Source organism: Virgibacillus sp. Bac330 (assembly GCF_003667845.1).
Classification (GTDB): domain Bacteria; phylum Bacillota; class Bacilli; order Bacillales; family Amphibacillaceae; genus Virgibacillus; species Virgibacillus chiguensis.
In genome coordinates this window covers 2,903,486-2,921,521 of the sequence record NZ_CP033048.1, presented here as the reverse complement: position 1 = coordinate 2,921,521, position 18,036 = coordinate 2,903,486, and the positions used below count along the sequence as shown (strand labels likewise).

The 18,036-nt window shown below is 35.9% G+C and carries 15 protein-coding genes, 1 pseudogene and 1 riboswitch; of the genes and pseudogenes, 15 read left to right on the top strand and 1 reads right to left on the bottom strand.

What is annotated here, in order from left to right; translation table 11 throughout:
• The first annotated feature begins 93 nt into the window (after positions 1-93).
• The 13 genes and pseudogenes from D9780_RS13485 (at position 94) to D9780_RS13425 (ending at position 13,781) form a co-directional block, all read left to right on the top strand.
• A complete protein-coding gene (locus D9780_RS13485; RefSeq protein WP_121640440.1) occupies positions 94-321 on the top strand; it encodes a sulfurtransferase TusA family protein in 228 nt (75 codons plus the stop codon).
• Positions 322-476: 155 nt separating this feature from the next.
• The gene (locus tag D9780_RS13480; RefSeq protein ID WP_121640439.1) at positions 477-2,141 is read left to right on the top strand and encodes a SulP family inorganic anion transporter; all 1,665 of its coding nucleotides are present in this window, start codon (positions 477-479) and stop codon (positions 2,139-2,141) included.
• Between the two features lie 11 nt (positions 2,142-2,152).
• Positions 2,153-2,704 (top strand): carbonic anhydrase, encoded by a 552-nt coding sequence (locus D9780_RS13475; protein ID WP_121640438.1) that lies wholly within the window; start codon positions 2,153-2,155, stop codon positions 2,702-2,704.
• A gap of 151 nt (positions 2,705-2,855) precedes the next feature.
• Entirely contained in the window at positions 2,856-3,983 is a 1,128-nt protein-coding gene (locus D9780_RS13470) for an MBL fold metallo-hydrolase (protein ID WP_121640437.1), read from the top strand.
• A 372-nt stretch (positions 3,984-4,355) separates the two neighbouring features.
• Positions 4,356-5,660: a globin-coupled sensor protein gene (locus D9780_RS13465; RefSeq protein ID WP_121640436.1), complete on the top strand. Its 1,305-nt coding sequence runs from the start codon at positions 4,356-4,358 to the stop codon at positions 5,658-5,660.
• 183 nt (positions 5,661-5,843) lie between these two features.
• Entirely contained in the window at positions 5,844-6,599 is a 756-nt protein-coding gene (locus D9780_RS13460) for a hypothetical protein (RefSeq protein ID WP_121640435.1), read from the top strand.
• Positions 6,600-6,904: 305 nt separating this feature from the next.
• A riboswitch (FMN riboswitch) is annotated at positions 6,905-7,053 on the top strand.
• A 762-nt stretch (positions 7,054-7,815) separates the two neighbouring features.
• Positions 7,816-8,472: a riboflavin synthase gene (gene ribE, locus D9780_RS13455; protein WP_162985965.1), complete on the top strand. Its 657-nt coding sequence runs from the start codon at positions 7,816-7,818 to the stop codon at positions 8,470-8,472.
• An 89-nt stretch (positions 8,473-8,561) separates the two neighbouring features.
• Positions 8,562-9,149: pseudogene (gene ribB, locus D9780_RS13450) on the top strand (3,4-dihydroxy-2-butanone-4-phosphate synthase); the annotation flags it as partial.
• Between the two features lie 28 nt (positions 9,150-9,177).
• On the top strand, positions 9,178-9,642 hold the full coding sequence (ribE, locus tag D9780_RS13445; RefSeq protein ID WP_371413659.1) for a 6,7-dimethyl-8-ribityllumazine synthase: 465 nt from the start codon (positions 9,178-9,180) through the stop codon (positions 9,640-9,642).
• A gap of 689 nt (positions 9,643-10,331) precedes the next feature.
• On the top strand, positions 10,332-10,511 hold the full coding sequence (locus tag D9780_RS13440; RefSeq protein WP_073011163.1) for a hypothetical protein: 180 nt from the start codon (positions 10,332-10,334) through the stop codon (positions 10,509-10,511).
• Positions 10,512-10,517: 6 nt separating this feature from the next.
• Complete coding sequence (locus D9780_RS13435) at positions 10,518-12,392, top strand: ABC-F family ATP-binding cassette domain-containing protein (protein WP_121640432.1); 1,875 nt, start codon at positions 10,518-10,520, stop codon at positions 12,390-12,392.
• 189 nt (positions 12,393-12,581) lie between these two features.
• Complete coding sequence (locus D9780_RS13430; RefSeq protein ID WP_121640431.1) at positions 12,582-13,145, top strand: hypothetical protein; 564 nt, start codon at positions 12,582-12,584, stop codon at positions 13,143-13,145.
• Between the two features lie 51 nt (positions 13,146-13,196).
• Entirely contained in the window at positions 13,197-13,781 is a 585-nt protein-coding gene (locus D9780_RS13425) for a hypothetical protein (protein WP_121640430.1), read from the top strand.
• A gap of 57 nt (positions 13,782-13,838) precedes the next feature.
• On the opposite strand, the gene D9780_RS13420 is transcribed toward D9780_RS13425, so the two are convergent.
• The gene (locus tag D9780_RS13420) at positions 13,839-15,557 is read right to left on the bottom strand and encodes a DNA-binding protein (protein ID WP_240458829.1); all 1,719 of its coding nucleotides are present in this window, start codon (positions 15,555-15,557) and stop codon (positions 13,839-13,841) included.
• Positions 15,558-15,906: 349 nt separating this feature from the next.
• On the opposite strand from D9780_RS13420, the gene D9780_RS13415 reads away from it, so the two are divergent.
• A complete protein-coding gene (locus D9780_RS13415) occupies positions 15,907-16,956 on the top strand; it encodes a C45 family autoproteolytic acyltransferase/hydrolase (protein WP_371413658.1) in 1,050 nt (349 codons plus the stop codon).
• A gap of 257 nt (positions 16,957-17,213) precedes the next feature.
• A complete protein-coding gene (locus D9780_RS13410; RefSeq protein ID WP_073011196.1) occupies positions 17,214-17,885 on the top strand; it encodes a hypothetical protein in 672 nt (223 codons plus the stop codon).
• Positions 17,886-18,036: the final 151 nt, after the last annotated feature.

Below are 18,036 nucleotides of genomic sequence, written 5' to 3'. Positions count from 1 at the left end.
GCAATGAGGAAGTACTCTATTCTATCAAATAAATGTATTTTAAATCAGGGATATCCCTGTTTGACATAAATATACTAGAGGAGGATTTTATTCATGGAAGCAGCAAAAGTATTAGACGCAAAAGGGTTAGCATGCCCAATGCCAGTAGTAAGAACAAAGAAGGCGATCGAAGAAATAAATGCAGGAGAGATTTTAGAGGTGCATACAACAGATAAAGGTTCAAAAAGTGATTTAACGGCGTGGGCGAAGTCTGGTGGACATGAATTAGTACAAGAAGCCGAAGAAGGCGATGTATTTAAGTTTTGGATTAAAAAGGCGTAAAAACATTTCTCGGGGGGCATTTTCCCCTGAGACTAGAAACGATCTGAACGTTTCCTATAATGTAATAAGAGAATTGGAGGTGGCTCCATTGGGATGCAACGCGCAAAACCTAATAAAAACGTCTGTACCCGATTTAGCAGGAAGGGGTTTTTAAATTGTGGAAAAAACTAGTTCCAGCGTTTGATTGGTTGCCAAATTATAATCGTAGTGATTTCAGTGGCGATTTATCAGCTGGATTAATTGTAGCCATTATGTTAATCCCACAAGGTATGGCTTATGCCATGTTAGCTGGTTTAGACCCAGTTATCGGATTATATGCTTCAACAATTCCATTAATTATCTATGCGCTTTTTGGTACATCAAGACAGTTAGCAGTAGGCCCAGTAGCAATGGTGTCTTTACTTGTTCTAAGTGGTGTTTCAACATTAGCCGAACCCGGATCATCGGAGTATGTCTCGCTCGTTCTTTTACTCATGCTAATGGTAGGATTGATTCAATTATTATTAGGGGTTCTTAAACTAGGATTCTTAGTGAACTTTCTGTCGCATGCTGTCATTAGTGGTTTTACTTCAGCAGCAGCGATCATTATCGGTTTGAGTCAATTAAAGGACCTAACTGGTGTTACGTATGAATCTGGAAAAAGTGAAGTGTTTTTGCTTATCGGAGAAGCTGTAAAACGAATATCCGAAATTAACCCGATTACAATAACGATTGGTATTGGTAGTATTGTTTTGTTAATTCTATTTAAAAAATATGTGAAAAAGATACCTGGTCCTATTGTGGTGGTTACAATAAGCATCTTAGCAGTGTACGTTTTCAATTTATATGAAGATGGTGTATCGATTGTAGGGCAAGTTCCTAAAGGACTGCCAGCATTTTCTTTCCCGACATTTACGATGGATTCTATCGTTGCTTTGCTACCAATAGCGTTTACCATTACCTTTGTTGGGTTTATGGAATCTATTGCTATGGCAAAGGCTATCGCAGCTAAAGAAAAGTATAAAGTAAATGCAAATCAGGAATTAATTGGCTTAGGTTTGGCAAATGTTGGAGGTTCCTTTTTCTCTGCTTATCCTGTAACAGGTGGTTTTTCTAGATCAGCGGTCAATTACCAAGCAGGTGCAAGAACGCCGTTAGCTTCAATTATTACGGCAGTGCTCATTATGCTAACATTACTTTTCTTCACAGATTTATTTTATTATCTTCCAAAGGCTGTGTTAGCGGCAATTATTATGGTAGCTGTCTATAGTTTGATTGATTTTCATGAAGTTAAAAAACTATTTCAGCTTAACCGTGCAGACGGTTGGACTTGGATACTAACATTTTTGGCAACATTAGTGCTCGGAATTCAAACAGGTATTTTAATCGGTATTGTATTTTCACTGCTTGTCTATGTTGGTAAAAATGCTTATCCACATATTGCGGAATTAGGCTTTGTGGAAACTCGTGGTGTGTATAAAAACAAGCAACGTTATCCTGATGCAATGGATGATCCAGAGGTAATCATTTTTCGTGTAGATGCGGATCTGTTTTTCGCTAATATGTCATTTGTTGAAGATAAATTGTGTAATCGGTTAGCAGAAAAACCAGATACAAAGTATATTATTATGGATTTTTCCGGAGTGAATTCGATGGATGCTGTTTCCATTCATTCATTGGAGGAAATGATGCAGACTTGTAAGCAGCATACGCAATTTTTATTTGCAGGTATTAAAGGGCCTGTCATGGATGTATTAGAAAAAGCAAACTGGAATAAAAAATATCATCAGTTGATTCACTATATTACTATTGAAGAAGCCGTAAAATCAATTGAAAAATAAGGTGAGAAACGATGGATGAAAAAAATATTATGCAAAGTAATCAAGATTTTGTGAACAAAATGCAATTGGAAGATCCGTATCTTTTCCATCAGCTACAACAAGGGCAACACCCTGATTTCTTCGTATTAGCATGTAGTGATTCTCGAGTTAGCCCATCTGTCATTTCACAAATGAAGCTTGGCAATATGTTTGTCCACAGAAATATTGCTAACCAAGTAGCAAAAAATGATGCAAGTTTTTCAGCGAGTCTTTATTATGCCTTGGTCCCTCTTAAAGTGAAGCATATTATTATAAAGGGGCATACAGAATGTGGTGGTATTCACGCTGCTTGGAGTGGTAACAATGAAGAAGAATTAGCACCATGGATTGCTAACATCCGTAGTAATTTACCAGATTCAAGTTCTAACAAAGAAATCACCATGGATGAGTTAACGAAAATCAATATTATGAAACAGGTAGAGCATATAAAAGATCATCCTATCTACAAAGCATATGGAGAAGGAGTAAGCGTAAGTGGATTATTGTTCCATCTTGACAGTGGGCAGTTAGAAAAAATCGTCTAAGTTTAAGTGGTTGACAATGTGGAAATATTATTTTGTAGGGGACAATAAGAAAAAAATGTATTTTTTTGGTTTTAATAATACCGTATAGGGTATTAAAGGGGCGAGGGTCCAAAAGTTCATAAACCAAAATTTAACCAATGGAGGTATGGAGATGTCTTTTACAGCAATGAAGTCTCAAGAAGTAGCAAGAAAGGTCATTCAAAAGGAAGAATTATTTATTTTGGATGTTCGTAATGAAAGTGATTTTGCAGATTGGAAGATAGAAGGAGAAAATTTTTCCTATTTAAACATTCCTTACTTTGATTTAATTGATGGTGTAGATAGTATTTTAGATAAATTGCCAAAAGATAAAGATATGTTAGTCGTTTGTGCGAAGGAAGGATCTTCTGTAATGGTTGCTGAAATGCTGTCGGAACAGGGATTACACGTTTTCTATTTAGAAGGCGGTATGAAAGCTTGGAGCGAACATATGGAGCCAATAAAAGTTGGTGATTTAACTAACGGTGGTGAAATGTATCAATTTGTTCGCTTAGGCAAAGGATGTCTCTCTTATATGGTAGTGTCTAATGGTGAAGCGGCAATTATTGATGCTACACGCATGACAGGAATTTTCACTCATTTCGCAAAGGAGCTTGGCGTTACTATTAAGCATGTGCTTGACACACACTTGCATGCAGATCATATTTCTGGTGGTAGAAGTATCGCTAAAGAAACAGGAGCGACGTATTGGCTTCCACCGAAAGACGCTGGAGAAGTTGTATTTGATTATCAAGCTCTAGAAGACGGGGAAGAAGTGAAGATAGGAAATACAACCATCAATATCCATGCTTTATATAGCCCAGGGCATACCATTGGTTCTACATCTTTTGTCGTCGACGAAAAATATTTATTGACAGGTGATATTTTATTCATTGATTCTATTGGTAGACCAGATTTAGCTGGCCTTGCAGAAGATTGGGTAGGAGATCTCCGCGAAACGTTGTATCATCGTTACCGTGAATTATCAAATGAACTCATCGTTCTTCCAGCTCACTTTATGATTATCGAAGAATTGAATGAAGATGGTACAGTTGCTGAAAAGCTGGGCACACTATTTGCGAAGAACCACGGATTAAATATTGAAGACGAAGCGGAATTTAGAAAGCTAGTAACGGAGAATTTACCACCGCAACCAAATGCGTATCAAGAAATTCGTCAGACGAATATGGGTAAAATTACTCCTGATGAGGAAAAACAACGTGAAATGGAAATCGGACCTAATCGTTGCGCTGTTCGATAATAATAAGTGAAAGAGAAATCTGCCTTAAAACGCTTGTTTTGGGGCAGTTTTCTTTTGCACTATAAAAAAAATTTATGGATTATAGTATAAGCAAAACTACGGGAGCCAAGTTTTTCTACCACAATGGAAAGAAAAAACGATCGTATGGCAAATGAAAGATGGACAATAATTTAAAGTAGTGAGCGTTTTGGTCGACATATATAAGGTGTACCCTAAAACTGAAATGGTTGTATAAGAGAGAAGTAAGACATTAAATGTATGCTGCAGTCCGAATAATCGCTCTTTTGGGCTTTTTATAGGAAAATCGTAGCAAAATCTAGTAGAATATAACTACTTGTCATAGAGATATATACATAAATAGGGGGTTTTGTAATGATTTTCAAAAAACAGAGAGAGGCATCTTTTTTTCAAAAAAGTGCAGGGAATAATACGGAGATAAGCTTACAGGTAGAGAATGGTAATGATGTTGCTAAGCAAATTCAAATGATTGGGCTAACTATATCTGACCTATCCATCATTCGTCAATTAAAGCCTTATGTTATACAAAATATCCATGAGATTGTTGAGCGTTTTTATGATAATTTAGCTATGGAACCATCTTTAATGCAAATTATTAATACACACAGTTCCATTGAAAAGTTAAAACAAACATTAAAGCGACATATATGTGAAATGTTTGATGGTGTCATCAATCCTACTTATTTTGAAAAACGAGTAAGAATTGCTAACATGCATGTAAATATAGGACTTGATACAAAATGGTATATGAGTGCCTTTCAGGATTTGTTTTTATCGCTAATGGATATCATTGAAAAAAATATAGAAATGAAAAATGAATCGCTTTTGGCTATACGTGCAGTATCAAAAATAATAAATTTAGAACAGCAGCTTGTGCTAGAAGCGTATGATGAAAAGACGAACCAATTGAAACGGGAAGCAAATTTACAAAAACAACAAATTCGGGAGCGAGTAGCAGAATCTACGGAAAGCTTAGCGGCTATTTCTGAAGAGACGAATGCTTCCTTTCAGCAGCTGCAATCGCAATCAAAAGAAGTAATAGAGATTGCTAATAATGGTACATCATTATCGGAGGATGCTTACAGTAGAGCAAAAAAAGGGAAAGAACAATTAAATAAGCAGGATGAAAACATGAAAGCTTTATATAATTCGGTAGAGCATCTAGGAAATGATGTGCACCATTTATTAGATGTTTCCAAAAAGATGCAGTCCATTGTAAATATTGTGAAAGAAGTTGCTGAACAAACGAATTTACTTGCCTTAAATGCTTCTATAGAAGCAGCAAGAGCGGGTGAATACGGACGAGGATTCGCAGTAGTGGCTGAAGAAGTTCGCAATTTATCTGAACAAACGAAAGAATCGGTAACGAATGTATCCTCGCTCATTGGGAATATGAATACGCAAGTGGATAAGATTACAAGCTCCTTAAGTGCTGTAGGAACAAAAATTAAACAAGGAAACGCAGGATTGCAAGAAACAGAACAGCATTTTTTGCAAATCATGGAATCTATGCATGAAACAAAAGACCAAAACAATAAGATTGATCGTGAAATTATATCTTTTATAGATATTATTACGGAATTAAGTAAAGCTGTTGACGAAGTAGCAGCTTCTGCAGATCATTTAACAACCATTACATATGAAATGAACGAAAAATAAACGATATAAATTGCTGTAAGATTTCATCCATAGGACTTGGTGACAAGCCAAGTCTTATGGCCGAAAAACGACAGTGTTTTTCTTATATGTATTTGTCATTAATTCTGATATAATGAAGGTAGCATCAGGTTTTGCGGAAAATGACTTTTTTATGGAAATTATAATGATAAAGAGGTGATAAATATGTCAAAATTTGAAGAGAATGTAATGAAGCTATTAGGTGAAATAAACAGTCGGCTTGATAAAATGGATGAGAAGTTCACAGGTATAGATAGTCGATTTGATAAAGTGGATGAGAAGTTCGCAGGTATAGACAGTCAATTTGATAAAGTAAATGAGAAGTTCGCAGGTATAGACAGTCAATTTGATAAAGTAAATGAGAAGTTCGCAGGTATAGACAGTCAATTTGATAAAGTAAATGAGAAGTTCGCAGGTATAGACAGTCAATTTGATAAAGTGGATGAGAAGTTTGCAGGTATAGACAGTCAATTTGATAAAGTAAATGAGAAGTTTGCAGGTATAGACAGTCAATTTGATAAAGTAAATGAGAAGTTCGCAGGTATAGATAGTCGATTTGATAAAGTGGATGAGAAGTTCGCAGGTATAGACAGTCAATTTGATAAAGTAAATGAGAAGTTCGCAGGAATAGACAGTCAATTTGATAAAGTAAATGAGAAATTCGCAGGTATAGATAGTCGATTTGATAAAGTGGATGAGAAGTTTGTTGAAATGAATGTTAGATTTGAAAAGCTGGGAAGAGATATAGAAGAAATAAAAGTGGAGAATCAGTTTATTAAACGTGCTGTATTAGAAACTAATGAGGGCGTTAAAACTATTATGGAAGACCAAAAGTCCATTCATGAAATATTAGGTGAGCATGACGTTTCGATTAGAACGTTGCGAAGAAAATCTGCTTTAATTGAGGAATACGAATTGTAATCTATTTTACAATATAGGAAAAGATTATATCATAAAAGAAGCCATCATGCCTTAATTGGTGCGGGACACCCTCTTAATGTTAACCCCCCTGGATAGACAGACAAAACACCTGCAAAATGTGACGATAAGGCAAGCTTTTCTAATATGTAATGAACAAGGCAAGTAAGTTTCTAAACTTGCTTTTTATTTTTGTTATTGATACTATCTAGTTATCAGAAAAGAAAAACATGTGGTAAGCAAAGGTTTCCTCATAAATATTTATGCGTATTCATGTTAGAACTTACTGAAAACCAAAACTAAATATAGCATTCCTTCGGGGCAGGGTGAAATTCCCGACCGACGGTGAAAAGTGGTACGCCACTTTAAGTCCGTGAACCGTTTGATATTCGCGCAAACGGTGGATCTGGTGCGATTCCAGAACCGACAGTTAAAGTCTGGATGGGAGAAGGAAAAAGGTAATTCCATATTTGGATAGTTGTTCCAAACTAGATGGCTTTATTGTGCCTGTTTGTCAGGAAGATGAATTGGGTTTTTAGCCATCCGAAAAGAATGACAGATATAAAAGAGAGTGCTGAACTGTATATTTATTCCAAAAAAGTCCGTACACTACATGAAATAAGCAAGTTCTTTTACACGATAAGATAGTGGTTTATCGGATAAGAAAAACCAGTGTTTTATTCCATAAAGACTTGGACACAAGCCATTTTTTCTAAAAATAAGATAAAGAAACAGGCTCTAGTTGTGGTGGCGAAACATGGAATAGCTTAAGTTTGACTTTTGTGGGATAGAATCATAGCTACTTTTTTGATAGCTTACTAGCCTTTCTATTATTGACTGTCCAAAAGCGGAAACAAGAGGAATAATTTGACTTTTCTAAGCCCCTAAATCTACGTTTAGGGGCTTTTTGTGGTCTAGGAAGTTATAAAATTTTGCAGCATGAGCCCCGTCGGCTTCAGTGCCCAGAAACTAGGCGATTTCACGAATTGCCTTACGATAAGTCATAGATCGGTTCGTTCTAAATAGGAAGGCCGACTAAAGACGGGCTTGCTGGAGGATAATGAGAAAGTTTAAAAACTTAAAGTATAAGAAAAACTACAGTTTTTGCTATAAGACTTATCTACAAGTCAAATTTTTCTAATGAACCTATGTTTTTGCGACCTTCTCCCAGAAGCGATAGATTATAAGTCGATTAATAATTAAAGGGAGGATGAGTGGTTTGTTTACTGGAATTATTGAAGAAAAAGGCGAAATCATTTCCATGAAACATACTTCTAAGCACGCAATTGAATTAGCAGTGAAAGGTTTTAAAGTGTTACGTGATGTCCAACTAGGGGACAGTGTAGCTATTAACGGTATCTGCCTAACGGTAACTTCTTTCGATAAGCACAGCTTTACAGTTGACGTTATGCCAGAAACGTTTAAAGCAACTTCTTTACAATCGCTAAAAGTAGGTTCTGCTGTGAACTTAGAACGTGCAATGGCAGCTGACAGTAGGTTTGGAGGACATTTTGTTTCTGGGCATGTGGATGGATTAGGAACCATTATTCGAAAGCAATATGAAGAAAACGCTATTTATTATGATATTAAAATCTCAGCAGATTTAGCAAAGTATGTTATTTGTAAAGGCTCAGTTGCTGTAGATGGTGTTAGCCTAACTGTATTTAAGGTAAAGAACAATACATTTACGATATCGCTTATTCCACATACAGCTTCGGTAACGATAGTAGGGAAAAAGAACATAGGAGAAGTTGTAAATATAGAATGTGACATGCTCATAAAGCATGTTGAACATTTATTGGCGTTTTCAAGAAAAGAAGAAAATTGGAGTACAGCTTTTTTACAAAAGAACGGTTTTATCCCAAATAGAGGATAGTAATCATTGATGTTTCATTTGGTTAATTTTTCATAAAAACTTGGTAAAGTCAAGATGTTCTAGTTTGCTAAATCAGAAAGGAGAATAGTATGGACACGATAGTAGAAGCGGTAGAGGACTTAAAAGCAGGAAAGCTGGTTATTGTAGTTGATGATGAAGATCGAGAAAATGAAGGTGATTTCGTTGCTATATCTGAATACATTAAGGCAGATACCATTAATTTTATGATAACACATGGTAAAGGATTAGTATGCACAGCGGTAGACCGTGAAATAGCCAAACGGCTTGGGTTAGTATTAATGCCAACAACACATACAGACCCATTTGCAACTGCATTTACCATTAGTGTCGATCATAAGAAAACAACAACAGGTATTAGTGCATTTGACCGTGCGACAACCATTCGTGCGCTTGCGAACCCTTTCTCTGGAAAAGACGATTTTCATCAGCCTGGGCATGTGTTTCCGTTAATTGCTAAAGATGGTGGTGTGTTTGTACGTCAAGGACATACAGAAGCTGCAGTGGATTTAGCGAAATTATGTGGAGCTACGCCTTCAGGAACCATATGTGAAATCATCCATAGCGATGGATCAATGGCAAGACTGAATGATTTGGAGAAAATGGCTGAGCAATTTAATATACGGATCATTTCTGTACAGCAATTAGTAACATATAAAATAACACAAAATGAGGAGTGTGGCGTCATTGAGTAACGTAATACAAGGGAACTTAGTTGGAACGGACTTAAAAATTGGCATTGTGGTTGGTAGATTTAATGATTTTATTACTGCAAAACTATTAGAAGGGGCACAAAACACATTACTGCGTCACGGTGTAATCGCTGATCATATTACAGTTGCTTGGGTACCTGGAGCATATGAGATTCCATTAGTTGCGAAGAAGATGGCAATGAAAGAAGCGTATGATGCGATTATTACGCTCGGGGCGGTGATCCGTGGTGCTACGCCACATTTTGATTATGTTTGTAATGAAGCGGCAAAAGGTGTATCGCAAGTATCGTTACTAGCGGATAAGCCAGTTATTTTTGGAATTTTAACAACGGAAACCATTGAGCAGGCGGTTGAAAGAGCAGGTACAAAAGCTGGAAATAAAGGTTCTGAGGCAGCTGTTGCAGCGATTGAAATGGCAAATTTGCTTCAGAGCCTGTAAGGCAGTACACTTAGGTAGTTAACTATATACTTGTAAAATCATATTACACCTGAAGAAAAATTATATTGATGGAAGGTGTTGTGACGCCTCATTTTAAGGGTTGGAAAATTGTGATTTAAACGATTTTCAGTGGGAGATAACAGCATCTGCATCCTTTTTTTCGTAAGCGTGTTTTCGGTCATCTCCTTGCTATAGGAAGCAAGCACCAGAGATAAAATAGGAAAGGTAAAGTGAAACATTGCTTAATAGAAGTCTGGCGGTAAGTAAGGTTTGTTAAAAAGGTAATGCATTGATCTTAGGCGTATGCTAAGGGTATTATAATAAATAATTGGGATAAAGAAGGGCATGCTTGTATACTCTTTGACAGAAAAGCTATCATAGACTCCTAATGAACGAGCCGCTGCATCCATATAAAAGTGGCTTTGTAAGCGAAGGAGAGTGTTTAAGGGGGATTGTATAGAAACAACATGGTAAGCATTGGGAGAACCACTCACTATCTACTATTCTTGCAGTCGTTTTTATACAAAGCATATTGCGCTAAAGATTTGACGGAAAGCCAACCTTTTCTAATACTATAGGAAGGTAAAAAAGTTTAAAGGTTTATAGTATAAGAAAAACTTCAGCTTTCGCCATAAGACTTGGCGACAAACCAAGTATTTCTAATGATACATATTATGGGGGAGATTGTTTTGAAACTTATATTAGCACAACTACTACTCATTGGTGTTGTCTGGATTGGTATGGCTTTTTTCTTTTCGGAAATGACAGAGCCAGCTAAGATTATTTTTTATTTAGTGACTTCATGGATGTTATTATTAATCGTACTTATTGCAAAAATATGGTGGAAAAACAGAAAGAATGAAGGATGATGACAAATGCTATCAATAGAAAATACTTCCAAATCGTTTGGCGATAAAACACTGTTTCAAGCCATTACTTGTCATATTACTCGTGGTGAGCGAATTGGGTTAATTGGCGTCAACGGTACAGGAAAGTCTACCTTTTTAAAAGTTATTGCTCGCATCGAACCAGCAGATCAAGGAGAAATTCATCATGCGAATGATTATCGTATTCAATATTTATCTCAAGACCCGTCATTAGATCCAAACTTAACTGTAATGGAGCAAATCTATTATGGGGACGCGGCTATCATGAAGGTGATGCGTAATTACGAGGAAACGCTGCTTCAGTTACAGCAAAACCCTGAAAGTGAAAAGGTGCAAAATAATTTATTAGCTGCACAGCAAGAAATGGATCGCTTGGGAGCTTGGGAAGCTAATACGACAGCAAAGATGATTTTAACAAAGCTGGGAATTACAGATTTCGATAAGCCAACAGCGACACTCTCAGGAGGGCAAAAAAAGCGAGTAGCTCTTGCGAATGCATTAATTCAGCCTGCTGATCTACTTATTTTAGATGAGCCGACGAACCATTTGGATCATGCGGCTATTGAATGGTTGGAAAAATATTTACAAACGTATCCCGGATCGCTTTTGCTAGTAACCCATGATCGTTACTTTTTAAATCGAGTTACCAACCGAATTTTTGAATTGGATTGTGGTAATTTATATACGTATGAAGGGAATTATGAACTGTTCTTAGACAAGAAAGCAGAACGTGAAGAATTGGAAAAAAGTGAAGAAATAAAACATCAAAATACGTTGCGACGGGAATTAGCTTGGTTGAGAAGCGGTGTAAAGGCACGCTCTACAAAACAAAAAGCAAGAATTGATCGCGTGCAAGCTATGAAGGGAAAGACGTTTAATACAAAACAGGAACAACTTGAAGTTCCTGTTGGTTCGTCAAGGCTCGGAAACAAAGTTATCGAATTAAAACAAGTGCATAAATCATTTGGAAATAAAAAAATTCTATCTAATGTAAATCAACTGTTAATACCTGGTGACCGTGTAGGTATTGTAGGCCCTAATGGATCTGGAAAGACTACTTTTCTTCATATTATGGCACAACGGCTAATACCTGATGCTGGTGAAGTGATCGTTGGAGATACAGTAAAAATTGGTTATTATACGCAAGGGGAAGAAGAGTTAGACGGAGAACAGCGTATTATTGATTATATTAAAGAGATAGCGGACGTCATTTACACAAAAGATGGTTCTGTGATTACAGCTGAGCAAATGCTGGAACATTTTTTATTCTCGCGGAAACAGCAATGGACGTATATTCGAAAATTATCGGGCGGAGAAAAGCGCAGGCTATATTTACTGAAAGTGTTAATGCAAGAACCTAATGTGTTGTTTCTGGATGAACCAACAAATGACCTAGATACGCAAACGTTAAGCGTGCTAGAAGAGTACTTGGATCGTTTCCCAGGAGTTGTCGTCACTGTTTCTCATGATCGTTATTTCTTAAATCGAGTTGTCGACAGATTAATTATTTTTGATGGCAAAGGGAATATTACTTCGTATCATAGTAATTATAGCGATTTTTTAGCGCAACAAGAGAAAGCCGAAACAGCAACGAAAGCGGAAGAAAAGACCAAGATCGTAAAACAATCACCAAGACCACAAAAGAAAAAGCTGTCCTATATGGATAAGAAAGAATGGGACGAAATCGAGGATGTTATAGCTTCGTTGGAAGAAAAACTAGAAACGATTAAAAATGATATTGTGGAGGCGGGAAGCGATTCAGAAAAAGTGCAGAAACTATACGAAGAGCAGATGAGCGTAGAACAAGCTCTAAATAAAAAAATGGACAGATGGGAAGAACTATCTTTGCTTATAGAAGAATAGTTCCCTCTATATAAAAAAACACGGTGCTTGTTATCTATAGCACGGTGTTTTTTCGTTATTTAACAAATAGTAGCTCATCTGATATTTTGCATAAAATAAACCTTTTATGTCTAAACTTACAAAGAGTAGATGATGTACTTTTGTTATAAATATATATGTACTATGACTGATTTCAAAAAGGTGAGTTTATTGAGTGCTGAAACATTATATCTGCAAATATATAACTTGAAAGAAAAACAGGGTAAGTTAGAATCAGAGTACTGGCAACTTACCTCTAATGTTGAAACATGGTATTTTTGGTTTAATATTTCGTTTTTCTTTATCCCGCTGTTCATTTTATACAAATTTATTGATCGAGAGAGAATATTTGAAATATCATTTTATGGATATTCTGTTCATATGATTAGTTCCAAAGTGAATGGTGCGTTAGAGGCGAATAATTTGGTTGTTCACCCTCATGATTTAACATCTTTATTTCCTAGTGGGATGACAGTAACAGCGGTCATTTTACCAGTAGCTTATATGCTATTGTATCAATATTGTACGAAGAAAAATAAAAATTTTTATGTCTATGCATTATTATTAACTATTTTTATTGCCTATGGACTTGATTACGTATTTGTTCTGAGTGATTATTTAAGGTTAAATAAAGGAATGAATTTAACTTATCTACTATTGCTTAATTTTTTGGTAGCGTCTTTGGCTTATTGGTTAACCTATTTATTTAGATGGATTAAAATGCAAACAAAGTAGAGAGATGAGATTTATTAAATGAATCGTAAAGCGATGTGAGGTGAGGGAGTCATGAATGAGCAAGAAATGAATAACAAAATATTACATTTAAAAGATGAGTTGGATTATTACAGGCAAGAATTCTGGGAGCTAACGTCAAGTTTCGATACATGGCAATTTTGGTTTAATTGGATAAGTGTTCTGATTCCACTTATTCTCTTGTACATTTTTATAGATCGAAAACGCGTTTTTGAATTAGGCTTTTTTGGGTTTGCTATTCATGTGATGTGGACAAATATAGATACAGTATTATCTATGAAGAATGTATTAATTACTCCACATAATATTTTTTATTTATTTCCAACCAGCTTAACAATTACAACGGTTGTATTGCCAATAGGTTTTATGTTTATATATCAATATTGCAAAAACAAAGGAAGAAATTACTATATCGCAGCAATTATTATGTCAGCCTTTTTCGGGTATGTGTTAGCACCTACTTTTGAAGCAATAGGAATGCTGGAGTTACGAGCAGGTATGAAATATACTTACATTTTTTTAATTGACATTACCGTTGCTTATTTGGCTTATTGGTTAACGAAGGGGTTCTGGTTATTAAAACGGCATGGAGGTAAATCATCAAAACAAGCAGGTTAACCTAAGGATAGCCTGCTTGTTGAAGGGGTATTTTTAAAGTTGTAAAAACACTTTATTTTACTGTTCGGTGTTGGTCAACCCCTCAATTGTGATCGTTTCTACGATAGCTGTTTGGTTGTCTCTAATATTAGCTTCTAATTTTACTTTATCTCCTTGCTGCAAGAATATGGCTCTTGGAGCTTTTCCGGAGTTCACCGTGTAGATAATAGGGTCATCTTGAAGTAGAAATTGTACAACTTGCTTTTTATCTTGCGTTGTAACTAGTACACGTTCTACTTCTCCGTCACGCTTTTCTAAGTTTGCGTCTCCCGTTGATTCCACATTACTTGGATCTTGTGCCAAAGCAAGTCGATAAGATTCTAGTGTGCCTCTAGCAGTATCTCCAAAGACGACGAAATCGGAATCGGCTGCTTTAATATAAGCATAATGTTTAAAGAGTCCATTTGGGTCGAGAACATTCACGACCCATGTAGGGTTTCCATCGATATTATAAAGAACCGGCATGGATCCAGTCCATTTTTTCTCTGGAAATTCTTTGTTGACAATCTCTTTAGCACCTTTGCTATCCATAATGCCGTTATTTTTTTCACCATTATAATATGTTAATTTACCTGTTCTAGCATTTATTAGTGTATAACCTAGGGCAGAGTCAATATTTTCCTTTGGAGAGGACATATCTGTAAAATAATGCATTTCCCCATTTTCGTCAAAAATTGGTGTAACACTTGCTTCCGTTCCAGATTCGTTCGGTATTTTAACATCTTTTTTGCCAAAGATAGAATTGAGCCACCCATGCACATATTTTCCGAAGTATTCATTTTCCTCTGAAGCCATCTCAGAGCTAATAGGGCCTTCAATAAATGAAGGTGCTTCTTCTGATTTATACAGTTTTACATTACTGGAGACTGGATCAACAACAGCGACATGTAAATTTTGCAAATTAGGTTTATTCGTTAAGCCAATCGGTTTATACAGTGTCTGTACATACCAAGGTTTTCCTTCTTCATCGACTTCAATTTGCGCTTCTCCACTTTGAATATAACCAGGATGTGCATTGTAAATCGTTCGTGATATTTGATGGTTAAAGTAACTGGAATTGGTATATTTCATCTTGCTCTTTATAAATTTTGGCTGCGCGTTTACATCTGTAGCTGAGATGGTGAAATATCCTTCTGTTTCTTTACCGCGAAAATATTTCCAAAACCCAGTAAACTCTACAGGGGCTACAAAAACGATCTCGTCACCAATCTTTTGTACTTGTAATTTACCTAGGTCATAAAACTGTGTATTTGGTACTACACTCATTGCCTTTTGCACTTTATTTCTTGCGAATTCTGGTGATACAACAATTGGTGTTGCGTCTTGATCTAATGGTTTTGCTTCATCTACTTCTTCTTTGGTTATAGATTGATGTGCATCATCTAACGTAAAGATTCCTAGAATGATGAAACCGGGAATAGTAATAATGGCAAGCAGAATAAGTGCGCCCGTAATAGCATCAAAATGCTTGGTTGATTTCGTGAATGGTTTACTTTTTGTTAGTGCATATAAGCTAACCATTCCTACAGTCCCGACAATTAAATTTGCTATTGTCATGTTCGGTATCGTAATTGGTGGCATGACTATGTATATGATAATCACACTGAGTATGAATAAGGTCACAAAAACAAGTCCAACTGCTTTTAGTGTTGTCATGCGGTATTTTTTATTTTGCGCAATAAAAAATATAGCGATAAGGGCATACAAAATAAATGAAAGTATTGTTGTTGTTAGCATTCCTATCAATTTTTCCACTCCTTAAAAAATTTGGCTTGTCGCCAAGTATTCTGGTGACAAGCTGTAGTTTTGCTTATACTATAAACCTTTAAACTTTTATGCTTTCCTATAGTATAAATAAAAAATCTACCTGTTTCTACGTTTTTAAAAAGAGAAAAGTTTCATTAAAGTATAAACTGTTTAAAACGGAGGGTGTTATCACATTAGAAAAACCTCATACTTTCTTAAAGTGTAAAATAAACTATAGTGTTTATGATACGGTTGGCAAGGACCTAAGCAAAACTTTTCGATTTTCAAATGGAAGAAAAAGGATTACAATGAGAAAATAAATGAAGGAAAAGGGAGGGAAATGATGCAAACCATCTATAGTGATGTGAAACAATTTCGGGGCAGTCATTATGATTTTGGCTATCAACAAGGATTGGATCTAAAGCAGACATACATATTACAAAATAGGAAAAAACAATGGAATATTCGACAACCACGATTTGACATTCATGAAACTGAAGTAAAGCGAATCGTCCAACCAATTGCACCCGGAATCTGGGATGAATTATGTGGGTTAATGGATGCACTTCAATGGCAGATGGTTGATATACTAAAAGAATTTGGTGGTTACCGACTGGAATATAAAAAAAGCGGCTGTTCCATTTTTACTAGTTCTGATTACATGATTCGTAACTACGATTACCATCCGAAGACTTATGAGTGTCGCTATATGGTTTTTCAGCCGAACGATCAAGGCTATGCAACGGTTGCTCCATCTCAACGCATCACTGGTAGAATGGATGGAATGAATGAACACGGATTAGCAATCGGCTATAATTTTATTCACCGGCGTCGTCCGAAAGACGGATTTATTTGTAATATGATTGCAAGAATTATCCTAGAGAATTGTAAAAATGCACAAGAAGCAATAGCTTTATTACAGGAAATCCCCCATCGACATTCGTTTAGTTATGTTTTATTGGATAAAAATGGGGAAAGCTATATTGTAGAAGCGTCACCTCGGTCTGTATATATTCGTACAGATCAAGTTTGTACCAATCACTTTGAGAATCTGGTTGAAGAGAATCGCCATCATTTAAAAGACTCAAAACGAAGGCAACAAACCATCCAGGAGGAAACGAACGCTACAACCAGTGCTTATGAAGCTTTTAAGCTGATGAATGATTCTAAACGTGGGGTTTTTTCGACGAAATATAAGCAATGGGCTGGTACGATTCATACATCAGGTTATTTTCCTAAGCAGTTAAAAGCATGGTTCGCTTTGGGAGGCGATAGAGACCCGGTTATTTTTGATTTCAAAAAGTGGTTAAGTGGAAAAAACTTTACTATTAAACAGGTGATTGGTAAAGTAGATACTTCATTACCGTTTATTCATATGGAAAGAATATGAACGTAAAGTATGTGCTGTAAGACGACGAGTTAAACAAAGTGGGAATACATTTTGCTAAATACGTTTTTGTAAAAACTTAGGTGAAAACCATTGCATGAATATGTCATAGCACCATGAAAAAAACCACCATGAAAAGCTTACTTTAGCGTGGGGAAAAGTTTAAATAACTAGAAAAAAAGGAATATCAATATAAGTCTTTCCTTTTGTACCATAGTTGTAATATACTCTAATGGAACATCATTATAGGAGGTAGTCTAATGAAGCTTTTTCAAGTGAGGAAAGGGCAGTTTGTTTTTTATCGAAATGAATTGCACCAAGTGTATTCAGTAAAACCGATGTTTAAGAAATCTGTCCATTTATATCGTTTAAAGGATATGCAACAGATATTGACGAAAGCAAGTGAAATTGAATTATGTCGCCCACAACATAATGATACATTTATTTTTTATGGGAAACGATATACCATTGATAAATATAAACGACCAGAGCCAGGTGATTATATTCTAATCATTAAGCCAGCGCCAGATTTTCTTGACCACTATTCACTGAATGCGATTGAAAAAGTTGATAGTGTAGAAGATGGGAATGTGGTTACTACTAGGGATAATGGTGTAAAGCATAGCGAATATGTTGTGATGGTTCCAGGGAAAGCAGAAGCTAGTCGAGAAATTGCATATTATGATAAAAGTTTGGTCCCTGAGGAACAGCAAATTCAAGATGAATCGATCAGCTACTTGGCAGAAAGTGATACGAATCTTAAACCTGCTGTTGGGGATATTTATATTGATGTACATCAAGAAACAAAGGCAATGATTGTTGCGATGACCGAAGATGAAGTCGTATTTGGTCACGGTGTTCGTATACATGTATCTGATTTGTTAAATGAAGAGAAGTATAAATTAGTTTATCGGTTTGAAGAGGATTTATAAGGAGTAGCTGACTCTACAGAAAGCGCGTTTTCTAGTAGGGTTGGCTATTTCATTTTTCAGGTGTTGTACGAGCCTATTTGAGCGATTAAGACTGTAGGAGGCATAAATTAGAGTAAAAAAATAATACTTAAGTTGCTTCTGACACACTATA